At 61.8% G+C, this 21,284-nt stretch carries 24 protein-coding genes; 12 read left to right on the top strand and 12 right to left on the bottom strand.

Annotated features, from left to right (window positions below; all coding sequences use genetic code 11):
• Together IB249_RS24455 and IB249_RS24460 are read left to right on the top strand one after the other, a co-directional pair.
• On the top strand, nt 1–1,451 hold a 1,451-nt coding region (locus IB249_RS24455), incomplete at its 5' end, for an RHS repeat-associated core domain-containing protein (protein WP_192308322.1).
• Between the two features lie 120 nt (nt 1,452–1,571).
• Nucleotides 1,572–2,165, top strand: coding sequence for a DinB family protein (locus IB249_RS24460; RefSeq protein WP_192308323.1), 594 nt, complete (start codon nt 1,572–1,574; stop codon nt 2,163–2,165).
• Here the strand turns inward: IB249_RS24460 and IB249_RS24465 are convergent.
• On the bottom strand, nt 2,086–3,006 hold the full coding sequence (locus tag IB249_RS24465) for a LysR substrate-binding domain-containing protein (protein WP_192308324.1): 921 nt from the start codon (nt 3,004–3,006) through the stop codon (nt 2,086–2,088). The genes IB249_RS24460 and IB249_RS24465 overlap by 80 nt on opposite strands.
• 167 nt (nt 3,007–3,173) lie before the next feature.
• On the opposite strand from IB249_RS24465, the gene IB249_RS24470 reads away from it, so the two are divergent.
• Both IB249_RS24470 and IB249_RS24475 read left to right on the top strand, forming a co-directional pair.
• Complete coding sequence (locus IB249_RS24470) at nt 3,174–3,971, top strand: SDR family NAD(P)-dependent oxidoreductase (RefSeq protein WP_192308325.1); 798 nt, start codon at nt 3,174–3,176, stop codon at nt 3,969–3,971.
• 25 nt (nt 3,972–3,996) lie between these two features.
• Nucleotides 3,997–4,407 (top strand): SRPBCC family protein, encoded by a 411-nt coding sequence (locus tag IB249_RS24475; protein ID WP_192308326.1) that lies wholly within the window; start codon nt 3,997–3,999, stop codon nt 4,405–4,407.
• A gap of 180 nt (nt 4,408–4,587) precedes the next feature.
• Here the strand turns inward: IB249_RS24475 and IB249_RS24480 are convergent, their stop codons facing one another.
• Complete coding sequence (locus IB249_RS24480) at nt 4,588–5,982, bottom strand: sensor histidine kinase (protein WP_192308327.1); 1,395 nt, start codon at nt 5,980–5,982, stop codon at nt 4,588–4,590.
• Nucleotides 5,960–6,643, bottom strand: a complete 684-nt coding sequence (locus IB249_RS24485; RefSeq protein ID WP_192308328.1) for a response regulator transcription factor — start codon at nt 6,641–6,643, stop codon at nt 5,960–5,962. Before IB249_RS24485 ends, IB249_RS24480 begins: the two co-directional genes overlap by 23 nt.
• 159 nt (nt 6,644–6,802) lie before the next feature.
• Between IB249_RS24485 and IB249_RS24490 the strand changes: the two genes are divergently transcribed.
• The 4 genes from IB249_RS24490 to IB249_RS24505 all read left to right on the top strand — a co-directional run bounded on the left by IB249_RS24490 (nt 6,803) and on the right by IB249_RS24505 (nt 10,938).
• Nucleotides 6,803–7,126, top strand: a complete 324-nt coding sequence (locus IB249_RS24490; protein ID WP_192308864.1) for a hypothetical protein — start codon at nt 6,803–6,805, stop codon at nt 7,124–7,126.
• A 180-nt stretch (nt 7,127–7,306) separates the two neighbouring features.
• Nucleotides 7,307–8,239, top strand: a complete 933-nt coding sequence (locus IB249_RS24495; RefSeq protein WP_192308329.1) for a hypothetical protein — start codon at nt 7,307–7,309, stop codon at nt 8,237–8,239.
• Nucleotides 8,240–8,730: 491 nt separating this feature from the next.
• Entirely contained in the window at nt 8,731–9,135 is a 405-nt protein-coding gene (locus IB249_RS24500) for a TraR/DksA family transcriptional regulator (protein ID WP_192308330.1), read from the top strand.
• Between the two features lie 579 nt (nt 9,136–9,714).
• Nucleotides 9,715–10,938, top strand: a complete 1,224-nt coding sequence (locus IB249_RS24505) for a methyl-accepting chemotaxis protein (protein ID WP_225607203.1) — start codon at nt 9,715–9,717, stop codon at nt 10,936–10,938.
• 138 nt (nt 10,939–11,076) lie between these two features.
• Here IB249_RS24505 and IB249_RS24510 read toward each other — a convergent pair whose 3' ends face one another.
• The 3 genes from IB249_RS24510 to IB249_RS29855 form a co-directional block, all read right to left on the bottom strand.
• The gene (locus IB249_RS24510) at nt 11,077–11,316 is read right to left on the bottom strand and encodes a DUF2789 domain-containing protein (protein WP_192308332.1); all 240 of its coding nucleotides are present in this window, start codon (nt 11,314–11,316) and stop codon (nt 11,077–11,079) included.
• A 130-nt stretch (nt 11,317–11,446) separates the two neighbouring features.
• Nucleotides 11,447–11,677 carry a hypothetical protein gene (locus tag IB249_RS24515; RefSeq protein ID WP_192308333.1) on the bottom strand — a complete coding sequence of 77 codons (231 nt, stop codon included), beginning with the start codon at nt 11,675–11,677 and terminating at the stop codon, nt 11,447–11,449.
• A 148-nt stretch (nt 11,678–11,825) separates the two neighbouring features.
• A complete protein-coding gene (locus IB249_RS29855; protein WP_225607187.1) occupies nt 11,826–12,071 on the bottom strand; it encodes a hypothetical protein in 246 nt (81 codons plus the stop codon).
• 410 nt (nt 12,072–12,481) lie between these two features.
• On the opposite strand from IB249_RS29855, the gene IB249_RS24520 reads away from it, so the two are divergent.
• The 4 genes from IB249_RS24520 (at nt 12,482) to IB249_RS24535 (ending at nt 14,921) form a co-directional block, all read left to right on the top strand.
• On the top strand, nt 12,482–12,952 hold the full coding sequence (locus IB249_RS24520) for a hypothetical protein (protein WP_412548025.1): 471 nt from the start codon (nt 12,482–12,484) through the stop codon (nt 12,950–12,952).
• Nucleotides 12,952–13,155 (top strand): hypothetical protein, encoded by a 204-nt coding sequence (locus IB249_RS24525; RefSeq protein WP_192308335.1) that lies wholly within the window; start codon nt 12,952–12,954, stop codon nt 13,153–13,155. Before IB249_RS24520 ends, IB249_RS24525 begins: the two co-directional genes overlap by 1 nt.
• 117 nt (nt 13,156–13,272) lie before the next feature.
• The gene (locus IB249_RS24530) at nt 13,273–14,286 is read left to right on the top strand and encodes an ABC transporter substrate-binding protein (RefSeq protein WP_192308336.1); all 1,014 of its coding nucleotides are present in this window, start codon (nt 13,273–13,275) and stop codon (nt 14,284–14,286) included.
• A gap of 197 nt (nt 14,287–14,483) precedes the next feature.
• Nucleotides 14,484–14,921 carry a DUF3995 domain-containing protein gene (locus IB249_RS24535; protein WP_192308337.1) on the top strand — a complete coding sequence of 146 codons (438 nt, stop codon included), beginning with the start codon at nt 14,484–14,486 and terminating at the stop codon, nt 14,919–14,921.
• 121 nt (nt 14,922–15,042) lie between these two features.
• Here the strand turns inward: IB249_RS24535 and IB249_RS24540 are convergent, their stop codons facing one another.
• Genes IB249_RS24540 through IB249_RS24565 form a run of 6 tightly spaced genes read right to left on the bottom strand, consistent with a single transcriptional unit; the run spans nt 15,043 to nt 21,106 of the window.
• Nucleotides 15,043–15,405 (bottom strand): Na+/H+ antiporter subunit G, encoded by a 363-nt coding sequence (locus tag IB249_RS24540; protein WP_192308338.1) that lies wholly within the window; start codon nt 15,403–15,405, stop codon nt 15,043–15,045.
• Nucleotides 15,402–15,680 carry a K+/H+ antiporter subunit F gene (locus IB249_RS24545; protein WP_192308339.1) on the bottom strand — a complete coding sequence of 93 codons (279 nt, stop codon included), beginning with the start codon at nt 15,678–15,680 and terminating at the stop codon, nt 15,402–15,404. The genes IB249_RS24540 and IB249_RS24545 overlap by 4 nt, the downstream gene beginning before the upstream one ends.
• Nucleotides 15,677–16,165, bottom strand: coding sequence for a Na+/H+ antiporter subunit E (locus IB249_RS24550; RefSeq protein ID WP_192308340.1), 489 nt, complete (start codon nt 16,163–16,165; stop codon nt 15,677–15,679). Before IB249_RS24550 ends, IB249_RS24545 begins: the two co-directional genes overlap by 4 nt.
• Nucleotides 16,162–17,847, bottom strand: a complete 1,686-nt coding sequence (locus tag IB249_RS24555; RefSeq protein ID WP_192308341.1) for a monovalent cation/H+ antiporter subunit D — start codon at nt 17,845–17,847, stop codon at nt 16,162–16,164. Before IB249_RS24555 ends, IB249_RS24550 begins: the two co-directional genes overlap by 4 nt.
• Complete coding sequence (locus IB249_RS24560) at nt 17,844–18,188, bottom strand: Na+/H+ antiporter subunit C (protein WP_007986256.1); 345 nt, start codon at nt 18,186–18,188, stop codon at nt 17,844–17,846. Before IB249_RS24560 ends, IB249_RS24555 begins: the two co-directional genes overlap by 4 nt.
• Complete coding sequence (locus IB249_RS24565; RefSeq protein WP_192308342.1) at nt 18,188–21,106, bottom strand: monovalent cation/H+ antiporter subunit A; 2,919 nt, start codon at nt 21,104–21,106, stop codon at nt 18,188–18,190. The genes IB249_RS24560 and IB249_RS24565 overlap by 1 nt, the downstream gene beginning before the upstream one ends.
• Between the last annotated feature and the right edge of the window lie 178 nt (nt 21,107–21,284).

The raw sequence follows: 21,284 nt of genomic DNA on the forward strand, positions 1-21,284 counted from the left end.
GCAACCAGTTGAACGAAGTGTCGCCGGTCACCCGCGACGACGGCCCGGATGACACCGAATCCTTTCGCTACGGCGGTGGCGGCAAACGCCTGCGCAAGGTGCGCCGAACACTGGCCTCCGGCCGCACTCTGATCGGCGAAGTCCGTTACCTGCCGGGTCTGGAAATCCATCGCACTGCCAAGGGTGAAGAACGCCATGTGCTCGAAATTGAGGCCGGACGCAACACGGTGCGGTTGCAACATTGGGTCGGTGAACCGCCGACCGGTGTCGACAACGATCATCTGAGCTACAGCCTCACCGACCACTTGCGCTCCGGGCTGCTGGAATTGAACGAACAGGGGGCAGTGATCAGCGACGAAGGCTATCTGCCGTTTGGCGGCCGGGCATGGTGGGTGGCGCACCATGGCGCCAAGGCGTCGTACAAGACCTGGGGCTACTCGGGCAAACAGCGCGACGCAACGGGTTTGATTTATTACGGCTATCGTTATTACGCACCGTGGCAACAGCGCTGGATCAACCCGGACCCGGCGGGGGAAGTGGATGGGTTGAATTTGTACTGTTTTGTCGGCAACTCGCCGGTGCGGTATTTCGATAGAGATGGTTGGGTTGGAGAAGACGCAATCAATCCAGCTGAAATGATAGGTTTTCTGCAAGCGCTGGAACGGAATGCAGCAGGAGGTGACGACGCGGCTTTGGATCTGGTCAATTCTCTAACAGACACCGTCGCCTCGAACACACCAACACGACTGACTGTCGACATAGAGAGCGTGTTGGCGAAACCGGTTGACGTGCGTCGCGAGTGGTTGCGCGCCAGAGAATTGGCTCGCGCCGGCCATTTACCCGCCCTGGCGCATCCGCTCGTTCCTGATCCACAACCTTCGACATCACGTGCGGCTCATCCTGATCCGGCCCCTCAACCATCAACCTCAACTACGGCTTATGGGTCGCACTCAGGACAAACTTCCGTTCTCGATTCTCAACCCTCCACATCTGCTGCCGCCTACGGGGCGCCCGCAGAAACCTCTCTAAGATTTGTCTGTGTCACCTGCGGCGAGGGGTTTGCAACCAAACGTTATCTGGGCCGACACCGAATAACCCATCGCGAGGGGACCTCTCACGTGTGTCCGACTTGCGGCAAAGCATTCAAGCTCGCCAGATACCTCACGAGACATCAGGTTTTTCATTCCCAAACCAAATCTTTCATTTGTGAAACTTGCCACCAAAGCTTTAAGCAATCTTCCAGTCTGATCAGGCATCGTCGAATTCACACCGGTGAAAGGCGATCTTTTTGTTCGAGCTGTGGTAAAGGTTTTAACGATTTGTATACTCTGACCAATCACATTCGGTCACACTCTGGAGAACAACCTTATGACTGTTCGACCTGTGGCAAACGTTTTTCCACAGTAACCAATCGGAATAGGCATTTACGGAAAGTACATGGCGGTAGGTAAGAATTTCATTACCACGCCTCCTTCGTCATGCGCTCACCTACCGATAATCGCCCCTCACGCCAATCCCAGCCCACACCGACTACGCTTACCACTACGCCCCTCCCCAATGGGAGACCTCAAATGATCAACGCACGCACAGCCCGCCTGCTGGTCGACTACAAGCGCTGGGCCAACCAGCGGCTGTTTGACAGTCTGGCCGCGTTACCGCCGGGCGAGGTCAGCAAGGAGCGGGTGTCGGTGTTCAAGCACATGATCGGCACCCTCAACCATATCTACGTGGTGGACTGCATCTGGAAGGCACACCTCGAAGGCCTTGGGCACGGCTTCAAGACGTCCCACGATCTGCTGCATCCCGAGCTTGCCGACCTGCGCCGGGCGCAGCAGGACATCGATCGCTGGTATTGCCAGTGGAGCGACCGACAGACCGAGGCCTCGCTGGATAAACCCATCGAGTTCACGTTCGTCTCGGGCGACAGTGGCACGATGAGCGCCGGGGCGATGCTGATGCATGTGGTCAATCACGCCAGCTATCACCGGGGCTGGGTGATCCAGATGTACTTCGACATCCCGGCCATGCCGCCGATGACCGACCTGCCGATCTTCCTGCGGGAAACCGACCCGGGCTTTGCCTCGATCAACGCGCCTGCGGCGCAGCCGACATGTGTTGCGCAATACGCGAGCGCAACCAACGTTCTGCCGGATCGTTATCGTTGACCCCGTTCCAGACCATCGACAGCTCGGACAGCACGATGTCGAACGGCGGGTCGTCGGCCCGCAGCTGGCTGCTGCCTTCGATCAGTGCTTCGGCCGCGTAATCCGGAACGGTGGCGAGCATGTCGGTGCCGGCCAGCAGGGCGCGCAGCCCGGCGAATTGCGGCACCGCCAGCACCACCCGGCGCGAACGGCCGATGCGCGCCAGGTCATTGTCGATGGCTCCGGTCAGGTCCCCGGAGAACGACACCAGCGCGTGGGGACGCTCGCAGTAATCATCCAGGGTGAGCGCGCCGGGGCGGCTGTCTCCGCGCAGGATCTTGACGCTCAGGTCGCGCAATTTCTTGCGCTTGGCATTGGCCGGCAGCTCCGTGGTGTAGCTGATCCCGACGGAAATTTCGCCGCTGGCGAGCATCGACGACATCAGCAGGAAGTTCACCCGCCGCACCACCACCACAACGTTTTGCGCTTCCTCGCGGATCTGCTTGAGCAACGGCGGAAACAGACCGAATTCGGCATCGTCGGACAGGCCGATGCGAAACACGTCGCGGCTGGTGGACGGGTCGAAATCCTTGGCCCGGCTGACCGCGCCGGAAATGGTGTCCATCGCCGGCTGCAATTCCTTGAGAATCGCCAGGGCACGCTGGGTCGGTTCCAGCACGCGACCGTTGCGCACCAGCAACGGGTCGTCGAACAGGTCGCGCAATTTGGCCAGCGAGGCACTGACCGCCGGCTGGCCGAGAAACAGCTTTTCCCCGGCCCGTGTCAGGTTTCTTTCGAACATCAGGGCTTCGAAAATCACCAGCAGGTTCATGTCCACACGGCGCAGGTCGTTGCGATTCATGGTGGGGTGCTCGCAGGGGTCAAGGTCTGTTCAGTAAAGACCAAACCCCGGACCTGCGCGGATGGCCAGCTTTCAAGGAGGAGCGAGCCGGCGACGGGCGGCGCCTCGCCGGGGCGGATATCGCGACTACGCTGATCCTTCGCATTGTTTGACGCAGGAGTTCGAGCATGAAGATCGATCTGGAAGGAAAACTCGCCATCGTCAGCGGCAGCACCGCCGGCATTGGTCTGGGCATCAGCAAGGCACTGGCCGAGTCCGGGGCCACGGTGGTGGTCATTGGGCGCCAGGCGTCCAAGGTCGAGGAGGCGTTGGCGAGCATTCGTCAGAGCGTGCCGCAGGCACAGTTGCGTGGCCTGACCGCCGACCTTGGCACGGCGCAAGGCGCGCAACAGTTGTTCGCCGCCGAGCCGCGTGCGGATATCCTGGTCAACAACCTCGGCATCTACGAAGCCGTGGATTTTTTCGACACCCCGGACAGCGAATGGACGCGGTTCTACGAGGTCAACGTGATCTCCGGCGTGCGCCTGTCCCGGCATTATGTGCCGGACATGGTCAAGCAGGGCTGGGGACGGGTGATTTTCCTGTCTTCCGAGTCCGGCATCGCCATTCCGGCTGACATGCTCAACTATGGCGTGACAAAAAGCGCTAACCTCGCGGTGTCCCACGGTTTGGCCAAACGGCTGGCCGGTACGGGCGTGACGGTGAACTCCATCCTGCCGGGGCCGACCCTGACCGATGGTGTGGAGCAGATGCTCGCCAGCGCCGTTGCCCAATCGGGGCGAAGCGTTCGCGAAGAGGCCGATGACTTCGTGCGCAAAGCCCGGCCGACATCGATCATCCAGCGGGTGGCGGATGTCGAGGAGGTTGCCAATCTGGTGGCCTATATTGCGTCACCGCTGTCGTCGGCCACCACCGGTGCGGCACTGCGTGTCGACGGTGGTGTGGTCGACAGCCTGGCCATTTGAATTTGACTGACTGGAGAAACGCTACATGGCAACAGCATCAGCAACGATCGACATCCCGGCTTCGGCCGAGCAGGTCTGGCAATTGATCGGCGGTTTTCATGCGCTGCCGGACTGGCTGCCGTTCATTGCAAGTAGTGAATCAAGTGAAGGCGGGCGAGTGCGCCATCTGCAAACGGTCGATGGCGCGGTGGTCGTTGAGCAACTGCAGACGTTCGATAACGCCGGCAGGACCTACAGCTACTCGATCCTGCAGGCGCCGTTCCCGGCAAAGGATTATCTGGCGACGCTCAGGGTTGAAGCACTGGGGCAGGGCGCCCGGGTAACCTGGTCCGGTCGGTTCGAGCCGGTGGGGGTGAGCGAGGAGGAAGTGGTGGCGCTGTTCACCAAGGTGTACGAGGGTGGACTGCAAGCGTTGCGAGCCCATTACCCGGCTTGATCCGCAGCCTGGTACCCGTGGGAGCGAGCCTGCTCGCGATGGCGGTATGTTAGTCAATGAAGATGTCGACTGATCCACCGCTATCGCGAGCAGGCTCGCTCCCACAGTGGTTTTGCATCGGGCTCCGATGCGTGGGCAACGCCGATCCCACACTGTATCTGGGCCGTCCGCAATCCAGCATCAAGACGCAGTAATCAAACGCTCGCGGCAATCGAGCACCAGCCGAGCGCCGCCCATTTCGCTGTCGCCGACTTCCAATGCAAATCCGTGCAAGCTGACGATGGCGGCCACAATCGACAACCCGAGGCCAAAGCCGCTCTGCGGGTTACCGCCTTCAGCGCGGTAGAAACGCTGGAACACCGCCTCGCGTTCCGTCAGCGGTATGCCGGGGCCGGAATCCTCTACTTCGATTCGCGTATGCCCGTCCTGATTGACCCCACGCAGAATCACCTCGCCACCGGGGGGGGTGAACTTGATCGAGTTGCTGAGCAGGTTCGCCACGGCCTCGAACAACAACGCCCGGTCACCGTTCAACAGCGCCAGGGTGTCGGGCAATTGCAGGCTGAACGTCAGTTCGCCTTCTTCCGCCAGGGGCAGGTAGAAGTCGTGCAGTTCCTGCAACAGCGGCACCGGGTCCAGTTGCACGAACCCGGAGCGCCGCTGCCGGTCTTCCAGTTCGGAAATGCGCAGCAGCCCGCGAAAACGCGCCATCAGGGTGTCCGCTTCGGCCAGCACCGAGTCCAGTTGCACCGCTTGCGGCGAACCTTCGCCGGCCTGTTGCTGCATGCGATACAACTGCGCGCGCAAGCGGGTCAGCGGCGTGCGCAGGTCATGGGCAATGTTGTCGCACACGCCCTTGACCTCGTTCATCAGGTGTTCGATGCGCTCGAGCATGACATTGACGATGGCGGCCAGCATGTCCAGTTCGTCACGCCGGTTGGACAGCGGCAGGCGTCGGGTCAGGTCGCCGGCGACGATGGCCTCGGCGCTGGCCTGAATCCCGCGAATACGCCGCAGCGGTCGGCGGCGCAGCAGGTGCCAGCCGGCGATGCCCGGCACGATGGTCAGCGTCACCCCCCAGAACAGCGCGTGCAGGATGATCCGGGTCACGGCGAACAGCGAGCCGTTGTCGCGCACCAGTATCAGCCACCAGCCGTCACGGGTCTGGGTGGCGACCGCGTCGCAGCTGTCCGTGGGCAGGGTCGGGTCGTCGGAGTCGGCGCAGTCGCTGAGCATGTGGATTTTGCCGTCCAGCGGCAGGCCTTCGGGGATGTGGTGCAGGGCGCCGCTGAGGTAGCGATGCTCGGCATCGAACAGGCCGTAGGCGTCGATGCCGCGAATGTCGAAGGTCATGCTGACGGCGAGGGCATCCACCAGTTGCTCGCCGGAAAAGCGCGAGAACAAATGCTGGCGTTGCATCAGCGAGTGTTTGGCCAGGTTGTCCAGGTACGCCGAGACCTCGAAATACATGACCCCCATGAGCACCCCGCTCCAGAGCACGAACAGTGAACTGTAGAGCGCGAGCAGGCGACTGCTGGAAGAGCGCCAGCCCTTAGACGGGTTCGGCAATGACATAGCCGGAGCCTCGCACGGTCCGAATCAGTGGGACCTTGCCAGGCGGATCGATTTTCTTGCGCAGGCGGCCGATGTGCACGTCGATCAGGTTGGTGCCGGGGTCGAAGTGGTAGCCCCAGACTTCCTCGAAAATCATCATCCGCGAGAGGATCTGCCCGGTGTTGCGCATCAGGAATTCCAGCAGTTTGTATTCGGTGGGCAACAGGGTCAGCAACTGCCCGTCGCGGCTGGCTTCGTGGCTGATCAGGTTCAGCTCCAGGTCCGCCACGCGCAACGTGGTGGCCTGGGCGGTCACGGTGTTCTGGCGCCGCAGCAGGACCTCGACCCGGGCGGCCATCTCATCGGTGGCGAACGGCTTGGTCAGGTAGTCGTCGCCACCGGCCCGCAAGCCGCGCACGCGCTCGTCGACATCGGAGAGGGCGCTGATCATCAGGATCGGTGTCGCCACGCCCATGGTCCGCAGGGTGGTGACAATCGCCAGGCCATCGAGCTCGGGCAGCATGCGGTCGAGAGTGATCAGGTCGTAGTTGCCGCTGACGGCGCGCTCCAGGCCTTCGCGACCATTGTCGACCCAGTCCACTTCGAGGCCGTGGCTACTCAGTTCGGCGACAATTTCCCGGGCGGTCACGGTGTCGTCTTCGATGGTCAAGATGCGGGTCATAGGGCGGACCTGATAGTCAATTCAAGGCAAGTGTGGGGGCATTTTGCCAAGAAATACCGGCGACTTTTTAAATTAACTTTCATGTGGTTCAGGAGACAACCCGGAACATTGATATCATGTTGCCATAACTGTGACGGGAGTGGGTCTGTGCGCCTATTGATGAGCCGTGGCGGAATGCCGGTTGTCGTATTGTTGCTATGTATCTTCTGCACCAATGCCTGGGCAGGCAATACCCCGTGTTCCGGCAGGAAGGGCGGTGTCGATCGTTGCGAGGGTGAGCTGTTCCTGTGCAATGACGGCTCCATCAGCGCTTCGAAGAAGAGTTGTTCGGCGCTTTATGGCGGTCGTAGCGACGCGCGCCCGCAAACCCTGCTGCAAAGCGCCGATGGCTGTGCGTGCAGCACGGGCACTTTCTGCACTGGACCTCGGGGTGGGGTGTACTGCCTGACACCCAGCGGTAACAAGAGCTACAAACGTAAGTAGGCAATGCATAAAACCCGCTGCGAAGAGCGGTTCCTTGCAAAATGCAAGGTCCTAGGAAATTCGATCTTTGTAAGTGATTGAAAATTAAGTATTTATTCAAAGTCGACGACTGGCACGGTGACTGCAATTCCTCTGATGACGAGTTGTAACAACATCTTTCTTGCCTGGAGCGACATAATAATGAATAGATCCCCTGATGGTTTCTATCCTGCCGAAGAAGAAGCCAGTTCGCTGTCGGGCGTCTCCTGGGGCGCGATATTCGCCGGGGCCGCTGCCGCGGCGGCGTTGTCGCTGATCCTGGTGCTGCTGGGCGTCGGACTGGGCTTTTCCGCCGTATCACCCTGGGCCCACGAAGGCGTCAGCGCCAAGGGGCTGGGGATTTCCACCATTATCTGGCTGGCCGTGACGCAAATCCTCGCTTCCGGGCTCGGTGGCTACATCGCCGGCCGCCTGCGGGTGAAGTGGGCCAACATGCACGGCGACGAAGTGTATTTCCGTGATACTGCCCATGGCTTCCTGGCCTGGTGCGTCGCCACGCTGGTGACGGCCACGCTGGTGCTCGGCTCGGTCAGCGGTGTGGTCAGCAGCGGTGTCCAGGCCGGGGCCAGTGTGGCCGGCGGGGCCGCCAGTGTCGCGACGCAAGCGGCCGGCACAGCCGCCGCCAACAGCGACGGCGACCAGTACGGCTATTTCGTCGACAGCCTGTTCCGCGACGATCGCCCGGTCGCCGTCAGTGATGACGCCGCCCGCGGCACCGTGACCCGCATCTTCGTGCGCTCGCTGAGCAACGACGGACAACTGTCTGCCGAAGACCGTACCTACCTGGCTCAACTGGTGGCCCAGCGCACCAACCTGACGCAGGCCGATGCCGAGCGTCGGGTCGATGAAGTCTATGCCCGCACCCAGAAAGCCGTGGCCGACGCCAAGCTGGCCGCGCAACAGGCTGCCGATACGGCCGCCAAAGTCGCTGCCTGGACCTCGTTGTGGATGTTCATCGCACTGCTGATCGGTGCATTTTTCGCCAGCCTCGCCGCTACCTTCGGCGGTCGTCGTCGGGATGCCGTGGTGTACCTGGAAACCGACACTTACGTCACCACCGCCCCTGTTCGCTAACCCGGGAGAATCCTCATGCGCTCATTACTGCTGTTCTTTCTTGGTGTACCGATCCCGATCATCATCCTGATCGCCCTGTTCATGCACTGACCCCCCGAGGCTAATGCCTGCGCCGTTCCTGCTCTGTCAGGAGCGGCGTTTTCGTTCAGGGCAGGGTGAATGGCCAGGGGCTCAGCAAATGCCGGATCCGGCCGATAACCCTTGCTGCCAAGGCCGTTTGTCTTCTATATACCGCCACGGCGTTGAATTTCTTGCTATAAACGCACTCCGATAGCCGGCGCAAAGACTGACGCAGCGCACTTTCAAGGCTTTGTCGGACAGATTCGTGGTCTTTTCTGTTGCTGAGGCCTCAAGTCGGCCTTAGACTGCCGCCCCTCGTAAATTGAGTGCCGGGTGGCGCTTGGAATGAATGGCGCCGTTGCGATGGCCAGAAATGGTCGCCGGAACGCTCCCTGATTCGCCTTAATGCACGTTTTTTTATAGAGATATCAATGACAAAGGACAAGTTGCTGGCGATGCCGGCGGATGACTACATGAATGCCGAGCAACATGCTTTTTTCGCTGAGCTGTTGCAGAACATGAAAGTCGAAACCCATGAGCGCATCGAGCAGAACCGCATCGCCATCGAGAGCCTGGATTCTCCGGCCGATCCGGCTGACGCGGCTTCCGTTGAAGAAGAGCGCACCTGGCTGGTGAACGCGATCGATCGCGACCAGCGCATGCTGCCTCAGTTGGAACAGGCTCTGGAACGCATCAAAGAAGACAGCTTCGGCTGGTGCGACGACAGCGGCGAGGCCATTGGCCTGAAGCGCCTGCTGATCAGTCCGACCACCAAATACTGCATCGAAGCCCAAGAGCGTCACGAACAGATCGACAAGCACCAGCGTCAGGCCTGATTTCGTAGCGCCACGCATCGCGGGGCAGCCCCACTCCTGAAGGAGCAAGGCTGGCCCGCGATGCTTTTTTTCGTCTGCGAAAAGCCCCCGGGTGTTTCTATTTTATCGGCTGCAGCGACCGCGACTAAGGGACCATGGCTAATGGCCTTGTAGTGGCGTTTAATGCAGGCACAACAATTAGAAGTGTGGGTGACGAAGATGACGCGCGACGGATCTCTGGTCGGGGCAGGGCAGGCGCCCGCCTTGTTGCCGAAAAACCTCTGGCTGACGCCGACCCTGCAGAGCATCGCCCTGATGCTGTTGATGTGCGGCATGGCGCTGGGCGGATGGTCGCTTTACCTTGGCTTGCCGATGGCGGTGCTGGTGGTGTGGCTGCCTCGCCTGCGTTCCCGCGCCGTCCCTGCGGCCGCGCCGGTCGACCAGGCCAACGCGATGGCTGAACTGACTCGCGACCTTTCCTACACCACCAGCCATAACGCACTGTCAGCCGCCGGTGTGGCTTATTCGGTCAGGCAACTGGCGGACAAACTGCAATCACAACTCGGGTCTGCGGCACAGATTGTCAGCAATGCCGAGGTGATGATCGCCACCGAACAAGCCACTTCGACCCTTAGTCGAGCCGCCCTCAACGCTGCGAGCGAGGCTCATCAGAGCAGCGCCGCCGGGCGCACCGAGCTGATCGAGTCGATCAGCCGCATGCATCAGCTCAGTCAACGCGCCAACAGCAGCCGTGAGCTGATCGAGGCGTTGAGCCTGCGCAGCGACGACATCCAGCGCGTCACGCTGGTGATCCAGTCCATCGCCAGCCAGACCAACCTGCTGGCCCTGAACGCCGCCATCGAAGCGGCACGCGCCGGGGAGCACGGGCGCGGGTTTGCGGTGGTGGCCGATGAGGTTCGTGGTCTGGCGGCGCGCACGGCAACCGCTACCGGTGAAGTCGGCGAGATGGTGGCCGATATCCAGCAACGCACTGCGCAGGTGGTGGAGCAGATCCGCCAGTTGTCCAGCGACCTGGACACCGGTGTCGAACAGGTCGAGCACACCGGGCAGCACTTGGAGAACATCGCCCGCCTGGCGGCCGGCGTCGAAAGCCAGGTCGGCGATATCGCCAGGGGCGCGGAGACCAACCGTGAACAACTCGACAGCCTGTTCCACGCCATCGAGCAAATGCGCAGCGACCTGGCGGTCAGTGATCAACAGACCCAGCGCCTGGCGCAAGCCGCCGTCCAGATGGAGGGGCAGGCCGAAACCATCAGCGAGCGCCTGTCCGAAGTCGGGCTCGATGATTACCACCAGCGGATCTACGACCTGGCCCGCGAAGGCGCGAGTCAGATCGCGGCGCGATTTGAAGCCGACATCGACGCTGGCCGCATCAGCCTAGAGGATTTGTTCGACCGTAACTATCAGACCATTCCCAACACCAGCCCGGTCAAGTACCAGACGCGTTTCGATCGTTACACCGACCAGGTGTTGCCGGCGATCCAGGAGCCCTTACTGCCGCGCCATGAAGGCCTGGTGTTTGCGATTGCCTGCACGCAGCAAGGTTATGTGCCGACGCATAACAAGGTGTTCAGTCAGCCGCTCACAGGCGATGCCCAGGTCGACACCCTGCAGAACCGGACCAAACGCAAGTTTGCCGATCGCACCGGGATTCGTTGTGGCAGCCATCAGCAGGCCGTGCTGTTGCAGACCTACACGCGCGATACCGGGGAGTTGATGCACGATCTGTCGGTGCCGGTCATGGTCAAGGGACGGCATTGGGGCGGATTGCGGCTGGGGTACAAGCCCGAGGCGCCGCGTTGAGCGGGGGAGCCTGAGCGAGCGAGCCCGCTCGCGATGGTTGCCAACGATGACGCGGGCTGTCTGGACGTCTGCGTTGTCCGGACGTTGATCGCGAGCAGGCTCGCTCCCACAGGAGAACGCTGATTTTGTTCCTGCGGATCAGTGAACCTGATGCATGCGCAGATTCAAATCATCGACCACCCGCGCCCAGTCGGCGTCTTCGCGCAGTTGTTCCTTGAGAAAGGCAGCTTGCTGCGGGGTCCAGAAATCGGCATCGATGAGTTTTCTGTCGTCGGGCAGCGGAGAATGGCTGGCGATGAAGTCATCGATGGCGCTTTCGCTGGAGTCCAGGCCGAGTTGGTCGAACAAGCCTTCGAGGTCATGTGTCGGTGAGTCCATGTTCTTCTCCTGGTGGGTGGTGCGGGTGCAAGACCGTCGGTGCGATTGCATTGCATCTGAGGCGTGCGTGCCTCAGGAGTTCGATCAGAATGCGCGGAGCCGGTGTGAACGTGGACGGTGAAGGGGGCGCTCAGGACTTCAATGCGCCCTGATCCACGGCGAGTTTCAGGGCCTTTGCCGCTTCCCGGGCGGCAATGGCGGCGAGCTCCGAGGTTTTGAACCAGCGATCTTTCTCGACCTGATGGCAGGTCACGGCCGTCAGTGGCGGTTTGGCGCGCATGACAATGACGGCCTGGAACTCACCCTCGACTTCCCGGGCTTCACCCCGGATAAAAAATTCACCGATATCAAATTCCGTCACGTAATAGCCTTTCCCTTGGACACTGCAGGTTGAGTGGAACGCCGTCCGACTGGGAACGGGTTTTGCGGGTCAGGCAGTATGGCAGCACTTACCGGCCGACGGCTGACTTAAGTCGTCGGCACGGCGAAACATCTGCAGCGAAGAGAGGTCATACCGTTCGTCCGCGCAACTCGAGTGCACGTGCCAATGCACAGGCTTCATTGTGATTGCTGCGGAAACCTCTGACGTGGCCCGTGGATATTTCCTTGATGTGGAAGAATGCATTCCCGGCCAATACCACCTGAAAACGTAGCAGGTCCGGCGCTTCGGCAGGAAAACAGGGGGATGCGAACAGCGTCGAATGCAGGTTGGATGGAGGGCAAGTAGGGGGTACCAAGTGTGTCAGGGTGCACATATGAAGTCCTTTTCATGGTTTTGCCGACGTGTGTACGGCGTTTTGGCTGGTCTCGGTGAGCATCGCTGCTCTAGAATCACCGTCAGGGTTAGCGCTTGACGGTTATCTAAAGCAATTTTTTGCGAGGGATATGTCGGAAAAATGCTTTTTTTGCAGCGTTTTTTCCCTAAGGTTGGTAGTCCTGTTTTTCTGGCGATCAGAAGGGCGATTTCCTTCATCTTTTGACGAATACCAGGCAGGACGGTGCGAGTCTCATTCCATTAGTCTTCTCACGTCTTGCGATGGATGAGCCCTGTGCTCGTTTCCGGATTGACCCCGGCCACTTTGGTACAACTTTGGCATTGCCGCTTATTTCTGCTGTGCGCGGTCTGTCTGTGCGCAGCATCATTTTCAAATGTGGGGATGTTTCCTTGGCAGTAAGTAATCTCGATATGCATGCTTTGTTCGTGCTGGGTGATCTGCGCGCAAAGTTGGTTAAACAGTTCCAGTCACGTTTTGTCTATGTCACTGAGCAAAACGCCGAAGGTATCTACATTGCCGAACTCGATACCGAGTCCGCGCTGGTGGTGGATGACAAGCCGGGCCTGAAGCTCAAGGTCGGCGATCATTTCAGTGCTTCGGTGCTGCCCAGCCGTGAAGGCGGCAAGCTGGAGATCAGGTTCCGCGACATCAAGCTGACCGTCTATGGCATCGGCGATTACGCCTACGTCAGCACGACCGACGGGCAGGGCATCGTGTTCAAGGAAGGGCACAGCGTGGTGACGGTGTTCGCCGCGCACCAACAGCTGCAGGAAGGCCTGACCAAAACGCTCAAGGCCGTGACGGCCAAGGCCGCCAAGTGGCGCAAGGGCGAACTGGTGACCTTCAAGGCCAGCGAGTGATGACCCAGGGCCGCGCCGAGTTTCACCAACAGCACCTGGCCAGCGCCCAGGTCGAGGCGTGTCGTCTGTTCGAACAGAAGGCCGTGTTGAAAGGCGCCTGGCTGGGCTGGGTGGCGTCGCAGATCTATGCCTTGCGTCCGGCGGAGTACGCCAGCATGGTCAGGAGAGCGTTGGCGCGTTTGCAGGAAACTTCCGAAAATTAGTCCATCCCCCTCGAAAGCAGGAACCTCTACTACAGTCAGTTGACTGAGTATTTTGAGGCTTGCGGTCTTCTGCCAGGCCATCCTGCTATTGCTGTGAACAGCACGAGGTGCAAAAGCATGAACGGATTTCGACGGTTGCTGGCCACTGCCCTGGTCGCTTTCGGCCTGGGTTCGCCCCTTCCGGTCCTCGCCGCACAGGCGCCGATCCACTTCGCTGACCTGAACTGGGAGAGCGGCAGCCTGATCACCGATATCCTGCGGATCATCGTCGAGAAGGGCTACGGGCTGCCGACCGATACCTTGCCTGGCACCACCATCACCCTGGAAACCGCACTGGCCAATAACGACATTCAGGTCATCGGCGAGGAATGGGCCGGTCGCAGCCCGGTGTGGGTCAAGGCCGAGGCCGAAGGCAAGGTGGTCAGCCTCGGCGACACGGTCAAGGGCGCCACCGAAGGCTGGTGGGTGCCGGAGTACGTGATCAAGGGCGACCCGGCGAAGGGCATCAAGCCAATGGCGCCGGATCTGCGCAGCGTCAGCGACCTGCCGAAATACAAGGGCGTATTCAGCGACCCGGAATCCCCGGGCAAGGGACGCTTCCTCAACAGTCCGATCGGCTGGACGTCCGAGGTGGTGAACAAGCAGAAGCTCAAGGCGTATGGCCTGGATGACAGCTATGTGAACTTCCGCAGTGGCTCGGGGGCGGCGCTGGACGCCGAGATCAGTTCGTCGATCCGTCGCGGCAAGCCGGTCCTGTTCTATTACTGGTCGCCGACGCCATTGCTCGGACGCTTCAAGCTGATCCAGCTGGAAGAGCCGCCGTTCGACGCCGAGGCCTGGAAGACCCTGACTGACGCCGATAACCCTGACCCCAAGCCGACCCGCTCACTGGCCTCGAAGCTGTCCATCGGCGTGTCCACACCCTTCCAGAAACAGTACCCGCAGATTGCCGAGTTCTTCAGCAAGGTCGATTTCCCCATCGATCCGCTGAACAAGGCCCTGGCTGACATGAGCGAAAAACACACCCCGCCACGGCAGGCGGCGGAGGCGTTCATGAAGGCGCATCCCGACGTGTGGCAGGCGTGGGTGCCCAAGGATGTGGCGGACAAGGTGACGGCCGGGTTGAAGTGATGCGTTGAAGCGCAGGCAGCCATCGCGGGCGGGCTCGCCCCCACATCGGTATGAGACCCGTTGTGGGGGCGAACCCGCCCGCGATGCTTTTACTGTGCTCCTGTCAGGTCAAGCACTTGCTCCGCCGACCGGTCGTGCACGCCAGGAAATGCCGACTAGGATGATTCTGTCCAAATCCCTTTCAAGGATCTTCAACCATGACCTTTGCGTTGGCTCAATGGCTGGTGACGATATTGGCAGTGATCAGTTTGGTACACGTTTATTGGGGCCTGGGTGGCGAGTGGGCGATGCTGGCTGCCATCCCGCAGGTGCCGGTGGAGGGCAGTGTGCGGCTGCGGCCGGCTTTCAAGCCGCGAGGCTGGATGACCCTGCTGGTGGCCGCAGCCTTGCTGGTGATCGCCTTGCTGGTGTGTCTGCGGGTCGGCTGGTGGGTCCCGGCGGTCCCGCATCAATCATTGCAGTGGGTGATCAGCGCCATTGCCATCCTGATGTTTGCCCGGGCGATAGGCGATTCCGAACTGGTGGGGTTTTTCAAGCAGATCAAGGATTCGAAATTTGCCCGGCTCGACACCTGGGTGTATTCGCCGTTGTGCGTGGGGTTGGGGTCGGGATTGTTGGCGGTCGCCTGGGTCTGAGGTCACGTGGCTGTGGATATCGCGAGCAGGTCGAATCGTTGCGGCGACGCTCCCGCAGGCCTCATTTCAAACTGAAAGCCCCATGCAGGAGCGGGCTTGCTCGCGATGCAAATTCGCGGATTCAGCCCCCAGTCTCAGTCCGCCGACTGCTCACCTCGGCCGGTACATCATCCCCGGCCATGCGCTTGCGGAACAACGCGGCGCGCGCTAGCAGCAAAGTGGTCACCGGCACGGTGATCGCCAGCAGGATCGGAATCAGCCAGGCATGCAGCACCGGTCCGGACTTGAGCGCCGAAAAGTAGATGATCGACGCCAGCGCCACGCACCATGCGCCCAGTGTCGAGGCCAGGGCCGGTGGGTGCATGCGCTGGAAGTAATCCTTCATCCGCGCCAGCCCGAGCGCACCGATCAACGCAAACACACTGCTGAGCACCAGCAGGATCGCCACCGGGATTTCCACCCACAAAGACAGTTCCGCGTTCATTCGATCACCTCGCCACGCAGGAGGAATTTCGCCAGGGCAAACGAGCCGACGAAGCCGAACAGGGCAATCAGCAGCGCCGCTTCGAAGTAGGTGTCACTGGCATAGCGGATGCCCAGGGTGAGCATCATCAGCATGGCGAGGATATACAGGTAATCCAGCGCCAGCACCCGGTCCTGGGCCGAGGGGCCCTTGAACAGCCGGGTCAGCGTCAGCACCATCGCCAGGGAAAAAATGAACAGGCTCAGCAGAATCGCATTCGACAGCAGGGGACTCATTCGAAGATCTCCATCAAGGGCTGCTCGTAGGTCGCCTTGAAATGCTCGATAAACTGCGCTTCGTCATCCAGGTCGAAGACGTGCAGCAGCAGGATGCTGCGATCCAGCGCCAGTTCCGACCAGACGGTGCCGGGGACCACGGTGCAGATCATCGCCAACGCCGCCAGGCCGTTGGCGTCGCGCAGGTCCAGCGGCACCTTGACGAATTGCGAGCGCGGCGCCCGTCGGCCGGCATTCAGCACGCCCCAGGCCACGGCGAGGTTGGAGGCCAGCACGTCACGGCCGACGATCAGGAACAACCGCACAAGCACCCCGGGGCGCCGGATACGGATCGGCAGGGGCCGCAACTTGCGCATCATCAAGGGTGCGCAGAACCCCAGCGCCGCACCCAGCAACAGATTGCCGGGGCTGATCGACAGGTTCAGCACCAACCACAACAGCCACAATGCCAACGACAGCCAGGGGGCCGGAAACAAACGCTTCATGGCTGCACCTCCGCAACGGCAGACCGGGCTTCCGGGCTCGGGACGGCGCGGGTGCCGAGCACCGCCATCACGTATTGCTGCGGGTTGTTCAGGGCCTGGGCGGCGGCCTGGGTGTAGCGGATCAGCGGTTCAGCCTTGAACGTCAGGGCAATGCTCAAGCCCAGCAACACGATGATCGGGATGCATTCGAACCGACGCAGCAGGGGCGAGGGCCGTTCTTCAGGCGTCCAGAAGCGCTGCACGCCCAGGCGCGAGAAGGCAATCAGTGACGCCAGCCCGGAAAGAATCAGCAACGCCAGCAACCCCCACGCGGCGTTCGACACCGGGGCATCGGTGCCCTGGCCCAGACCCAGCGGGTTGAGCAGGGCGGTGAGCAGGCCCAGTTTGCCGATGAACCCGGACAGCGGCGGCATGCCGATGATCAGCAGGGCGCAGGCAATGAAACTCAGGCCGAGGAATGCCATGGTCCAGGGAATCACCTGACCGACCACGGCTTTCTGTTCGTCGTCGAGGTTGATGCCTTTGGGCGGTTGCAGGGATTCCAGTGGCCGCGCAATCAGGTCGCCGTCGTCCTCCAGCGGCATTTCATTGGCCGAACGCGAGCGCTCGATCAATTCCGCCAGCAGGAACAACGCGCTCAGCGCCAGGGTCGAGCTGACCAGGTAGAACAGCGCGGCGGCAATCAGGTTCGGCTGGGCAAATCCGATGGCCGACAGCAGGATGCCCGCCGACACCAGGATGCTCAGGCTGGCCATGCGCTCCAGGCGCTGCGCGGCGATGATCGCCACGGCGGCGCAGGCGATGCTCGCCAGGCCGCCGTAGATCAGCCAGTCGCCGCCAAAGTACGCCGACGCGCCGGCCTGGCCGGAAAACAGCAACGTCCACAGGCGTAGCAGGGTATAGACGCCGACTTTGGTCATGATCGCGAACATCGCGGCCACCGGCGCGCTGGCGGCGGAATAGGCCGGCACCAGCCAGAAATTCAGCGGCCACATGCCAGCCTTGGCCAGGAACGCCACGGCCAGGATCGCTGCGCCCGCGTGCAGCAGGCCGCGATCGGCTTCTTCCACCAGCGGAATCTTCAGTGCCAGGTCGGCCATGTTCAGGGTGCCGGTGACGCCGTAGATCAGCGCCGCGCCAATCAGGAACAGCGACGAGGCCAGCAGGTTGATCGAGATGTAATGCAGCCCCGAGGACACCCGCGCCCGACCAGAACCGTGAAGCAACAGGCCATACGACGCGGCCAGCAGCACCTCGAAAAACACGAACAGGTTGAACAGGTCCGCGGTCAGGAACGCGCCATACAGGCCCATCAACTGGATCTGGAACAGCGCATGGAAACTCGAGCCGGCACGGTCCCAGCGGGCCAGGGCGAACACCAGGGCGCTGACGCCGATGATCCCGGTCAGCACCAGCATCAGCGCCGACAAGCGATCGACCACCAGCACGATGCCGAACGGCGCTTGCCAGTTGCCCGGCAGGTACACACCGATGGAACCGGGCACGCCAGTGGTTTGCGTCCATTGCAGCAGCACCAGGGAAATGCCCAGGCCGAGCAGGCTGGAGAACAGATTGATTTTGGCCTTCAGCGGCCGGTGTTTCTCACCCAGCATCAGCATGATCGCGGCGGTCAGCAGCGGCAGCAGGATCGGTGCGGCGATCAGGTGCGTCATCACATTCATTCTTTAGGCTCCCGGCCATCCACATGGTCGGTGCCGGTCAGGCCACGCGATGCCAGCAGCACCACGAGAAACAGCGCGGTCATGGCGAAGCTGATGACGATGGCGGTCAGCACCAGTGCCTGCGGCAGCGGGTCGGTGTAGTGCAACAGATCCTGGGGCACGCCGTCCTTGATGATCGGCTCCTTGCCGATGAACAGGCTGCCCATGCTGAAGATGAACAGGTTGACCCCGTACGACAGCAGGCACAGGCCCATGACCACCTGGAACGTCCGTGGTCGCAGGATCAGCCAGACGCCGGACGCGGCCAGGACGCCGATGGCGATTGCGATGACTTCTTCCATCAGACGGCTCCTTTCGTGGCGACGGATTTGGGCAGGGCTGCGGTTTTGTGAGCGCGAACCGATTGGTGGGCGAGGGCGGTGAGGATCAACAGGGTCGAGCCGACCACCACCGAGTACACGCCGATGTCGAAGAACAACGCGCTGGCCAGGTGCAGGTCGCCCAGCAGCGGCAGTTCGAAGTGCCAGGTGTGGGTGGTCAGGAACGGATAACCGACCGCCGTCGCACCCAGGCCGGTGACCGTGGCGAACAGCAGGCCCGTGCCCATCCAGCGCAGGGGTCGCAGGCTCATTTGCGCCTCGACCCACTGCGTGCCGGCCACCATGTATTGCAGGATGAACGCCACCGACATCACCAGCCCGGCGACAAAACCGCCGCCCGGCTGGTTGTGGCCGCGCATGAACAGGTAGATCGACACCACGAATGCAATCGGCAGCAGCAGACGCACCAGCACCGCCGGCACCATCATGAAACCGAGCGCGGTGTCGCTGGCCTGGCGCGGGTTGACCAGGTCGGTGGCGACGTCGGGCGCCAGCAGGCGTTGCTGGGCCGGCAGTTGCAGGCTTTCCTTGGGAGGGCGGAAGCGGCGCAGCAGGGCGAATACGGTCAGCGCCACGGCCACCAGCACGGTGATTTCGCCCAGGGTGTCGAAGCCCCGGAAGTCCACCAGCATCACGTTGACCACATTGCTGCCGCCGCCCTCGGGCAAGGCGCGGCTCAAGTAGAACGAGGAAATGTCGTTAGGCGTCTGGCGCGTCAGCATGGCGTAGGACAGCAGCGCCATACCCCCACCCACGGCAATCGATAGCAGCAAGTCGCGCAGGCGACGGATGCGCGCCTTGCGCAGGCTGCTCGGCAGCGGCGAAACCTCTTCGATCCGCCGTGGCAGCCAGCGCAGGCCCAGGAGGATCAGCACCGTGGTCACCACTTCGACCACCAGTTGCGTCAGCGCCAGGTCCGGCGCCGAGAACCAGACGAAAGTGATGCAGGTCATCAGGCCGCACACGCTGACCATGGTCAGGGCTGCGAGGCGGTGATACTTGGCCTGCCACGCCGCGCCGAGGGCGCAGGCGATTGCCAGCAACCACAGGGTCACGAACACGATCGAGCCCGGAATCTTCGGTCGGTCGCCCCAGCTCAGCTGGCTGTGCAGCATCGGGATCAGCCCGGCCAGCACGGCGGCGAGCACCATCAGGAACAACTGGCTTTGCAGGCGCTTGGTGCTGATGCGCCGCTCGAGGCGACGGGCCAGGCGCATCATGATCACCAGGCTGCGCTCGAACAGGCGCTTGCCATTGAACAGGCCAATGATCGGCGGGTACTTGAAGCGTCCGCGCTTGAGCTGATTGCGCAGCAGCAGGTACAGCACGATGCCGCCGGACATGGCGATCAGGCTCATGATCATCGGCGCATTCCAGCCGTGCCAGATCGCCAGGCTGTACTCGGGCAGGGTGCCGCCGACGACGGGCACGGCGGCGGCCGCCAGCAACGGGCCGACCACTTGCGCGGGGAAAATGCCCACGATCAGACAGGCAAACACCAGCAACTCCACCGGCGCACGCATCCAGCGCGGCGGCTCGTGGGGCACATGCGGCAGGTCGGTGGCGGTCGGACCGAAGAACACATCAACGGTGAAGCGCAGTGCATAGGCGACGCTGAAAGTGCCGGCAATGGTCGCGACGATTGGCAGGGTGATCTCGACCCAGGCGGTCGCGTTGATGAACACCGTTTCGGCGAAGAACATTTCTTTCGACAGGAAGCCGTTGAGCAACGGCACGCCCGCCATCGAAGCGCTGGCGACCATGGCCAGGGTTGCCGTGAACGGGATCAGCTTGATCAGGCCGCTGAGCTTGCGGATGTCGCGGGTGCCGCTTTCGTGGTCGATGATGCCGGCGGCCATGAACAGCGAGGCCTTGAACGTGGCGTGGTTGAATATGTGGAACACCGCGGCCACGGCCGCCAGCGGGCTGTTCAGGCCGAGCAGCAGGGTGATCAGGCCCAGGTGACTGATGGTCGAGTAGGCCAGCAGGCCCTTGAGGTCGTTCTGGAACATCGCGCAGTACGCGCCGAGCAACAGGGTGCAGGCGCCGGCGCCGCTGACGATGTAGAACCATTCTTCACTGCCGGACAACGATGGCCACAGCCGCGCCAGGAGAAATACCCCGGCCTTGACCATGGTCGCCGAGTGCAGATAGGCCGAGACGGGAGTCGGTGCCGCCATCGCGTGGGGCAGCCAGAAATGGAAGGGGAATTGCGCGCTCTTGCTCAGGGCGCCAATCAGGATCAGGGGTAGCAGGATAGGGTAGAGGGCATGTGCGCGAATCAGATCGCCGGCGGCCAGGACCTTGTCCAGGTCATAGCTGCCCACCACATGGCCGAGCAGCATGACCCCCGCCAGCAGGCACAATCCGCCCGCACCGGTGACCATCAGCGCCATGTAGGCGCCGCGTCGGGCGTCGGCGCGGTGGTGCCAGTAACCGATCAACAGGAACGAGAAGAGGCTGGTCAGTTCCCAGAAAAACACGATCTGGATCAGGTTGCCGGAAATCACCAGGCCGAGCATGGCGCCCATGAACGCCAGGAAAAACGCGAAGAAACGTGGCACCGGGTCGTCGGGCGACATGTAGTAGCGGGCGTACAGCGATACCAGGGTGCCGATGCCCAGCACCAGTACCGAAAACAGCCAGGCGAACCCGTCCATGCGCAGGACGAAGTTCAAGCCGAGGCTGGGCAACCAGAAGAATTCCTCGCGAATGACTCCGCCATCGGCGATCTGCGGGTAGAGGAGCGCGACCTGGATTGTGCCGATGAGGGCAACCAGGCCTGCCAGCAACGATTCGCTGTTGCGCGCGTTGTGCGGCAGGACGGCTGCCAGACAACTGCCGACGAAGGGCAGAAGCAGTAGAACTATCAGGGACATAGGCTTCTAATCTGCGGAGATTTGTGAAGCATCATACGTGCCAGTTCCCGGATCACCAAACGGCAAGCTGTGGCAGAATCCTACAAGGTAGTCGGAAAAAGCCGGTCTGACATTGTTTCGGAAGGCGTGTCAGGGGTGGCGGGCCCCATCGCTGGATTGGGATTCCCTGTGGGAGCGA

Source organism: Pseudomonas sp. PDM04 (assembly GCF_014851765.1).
Lineage (GTDB): Bacteria > Pseudomonadota > Gammaproteobacteria > Pseudomonadales > Pseudomonadaceae > Aquipseudomonas.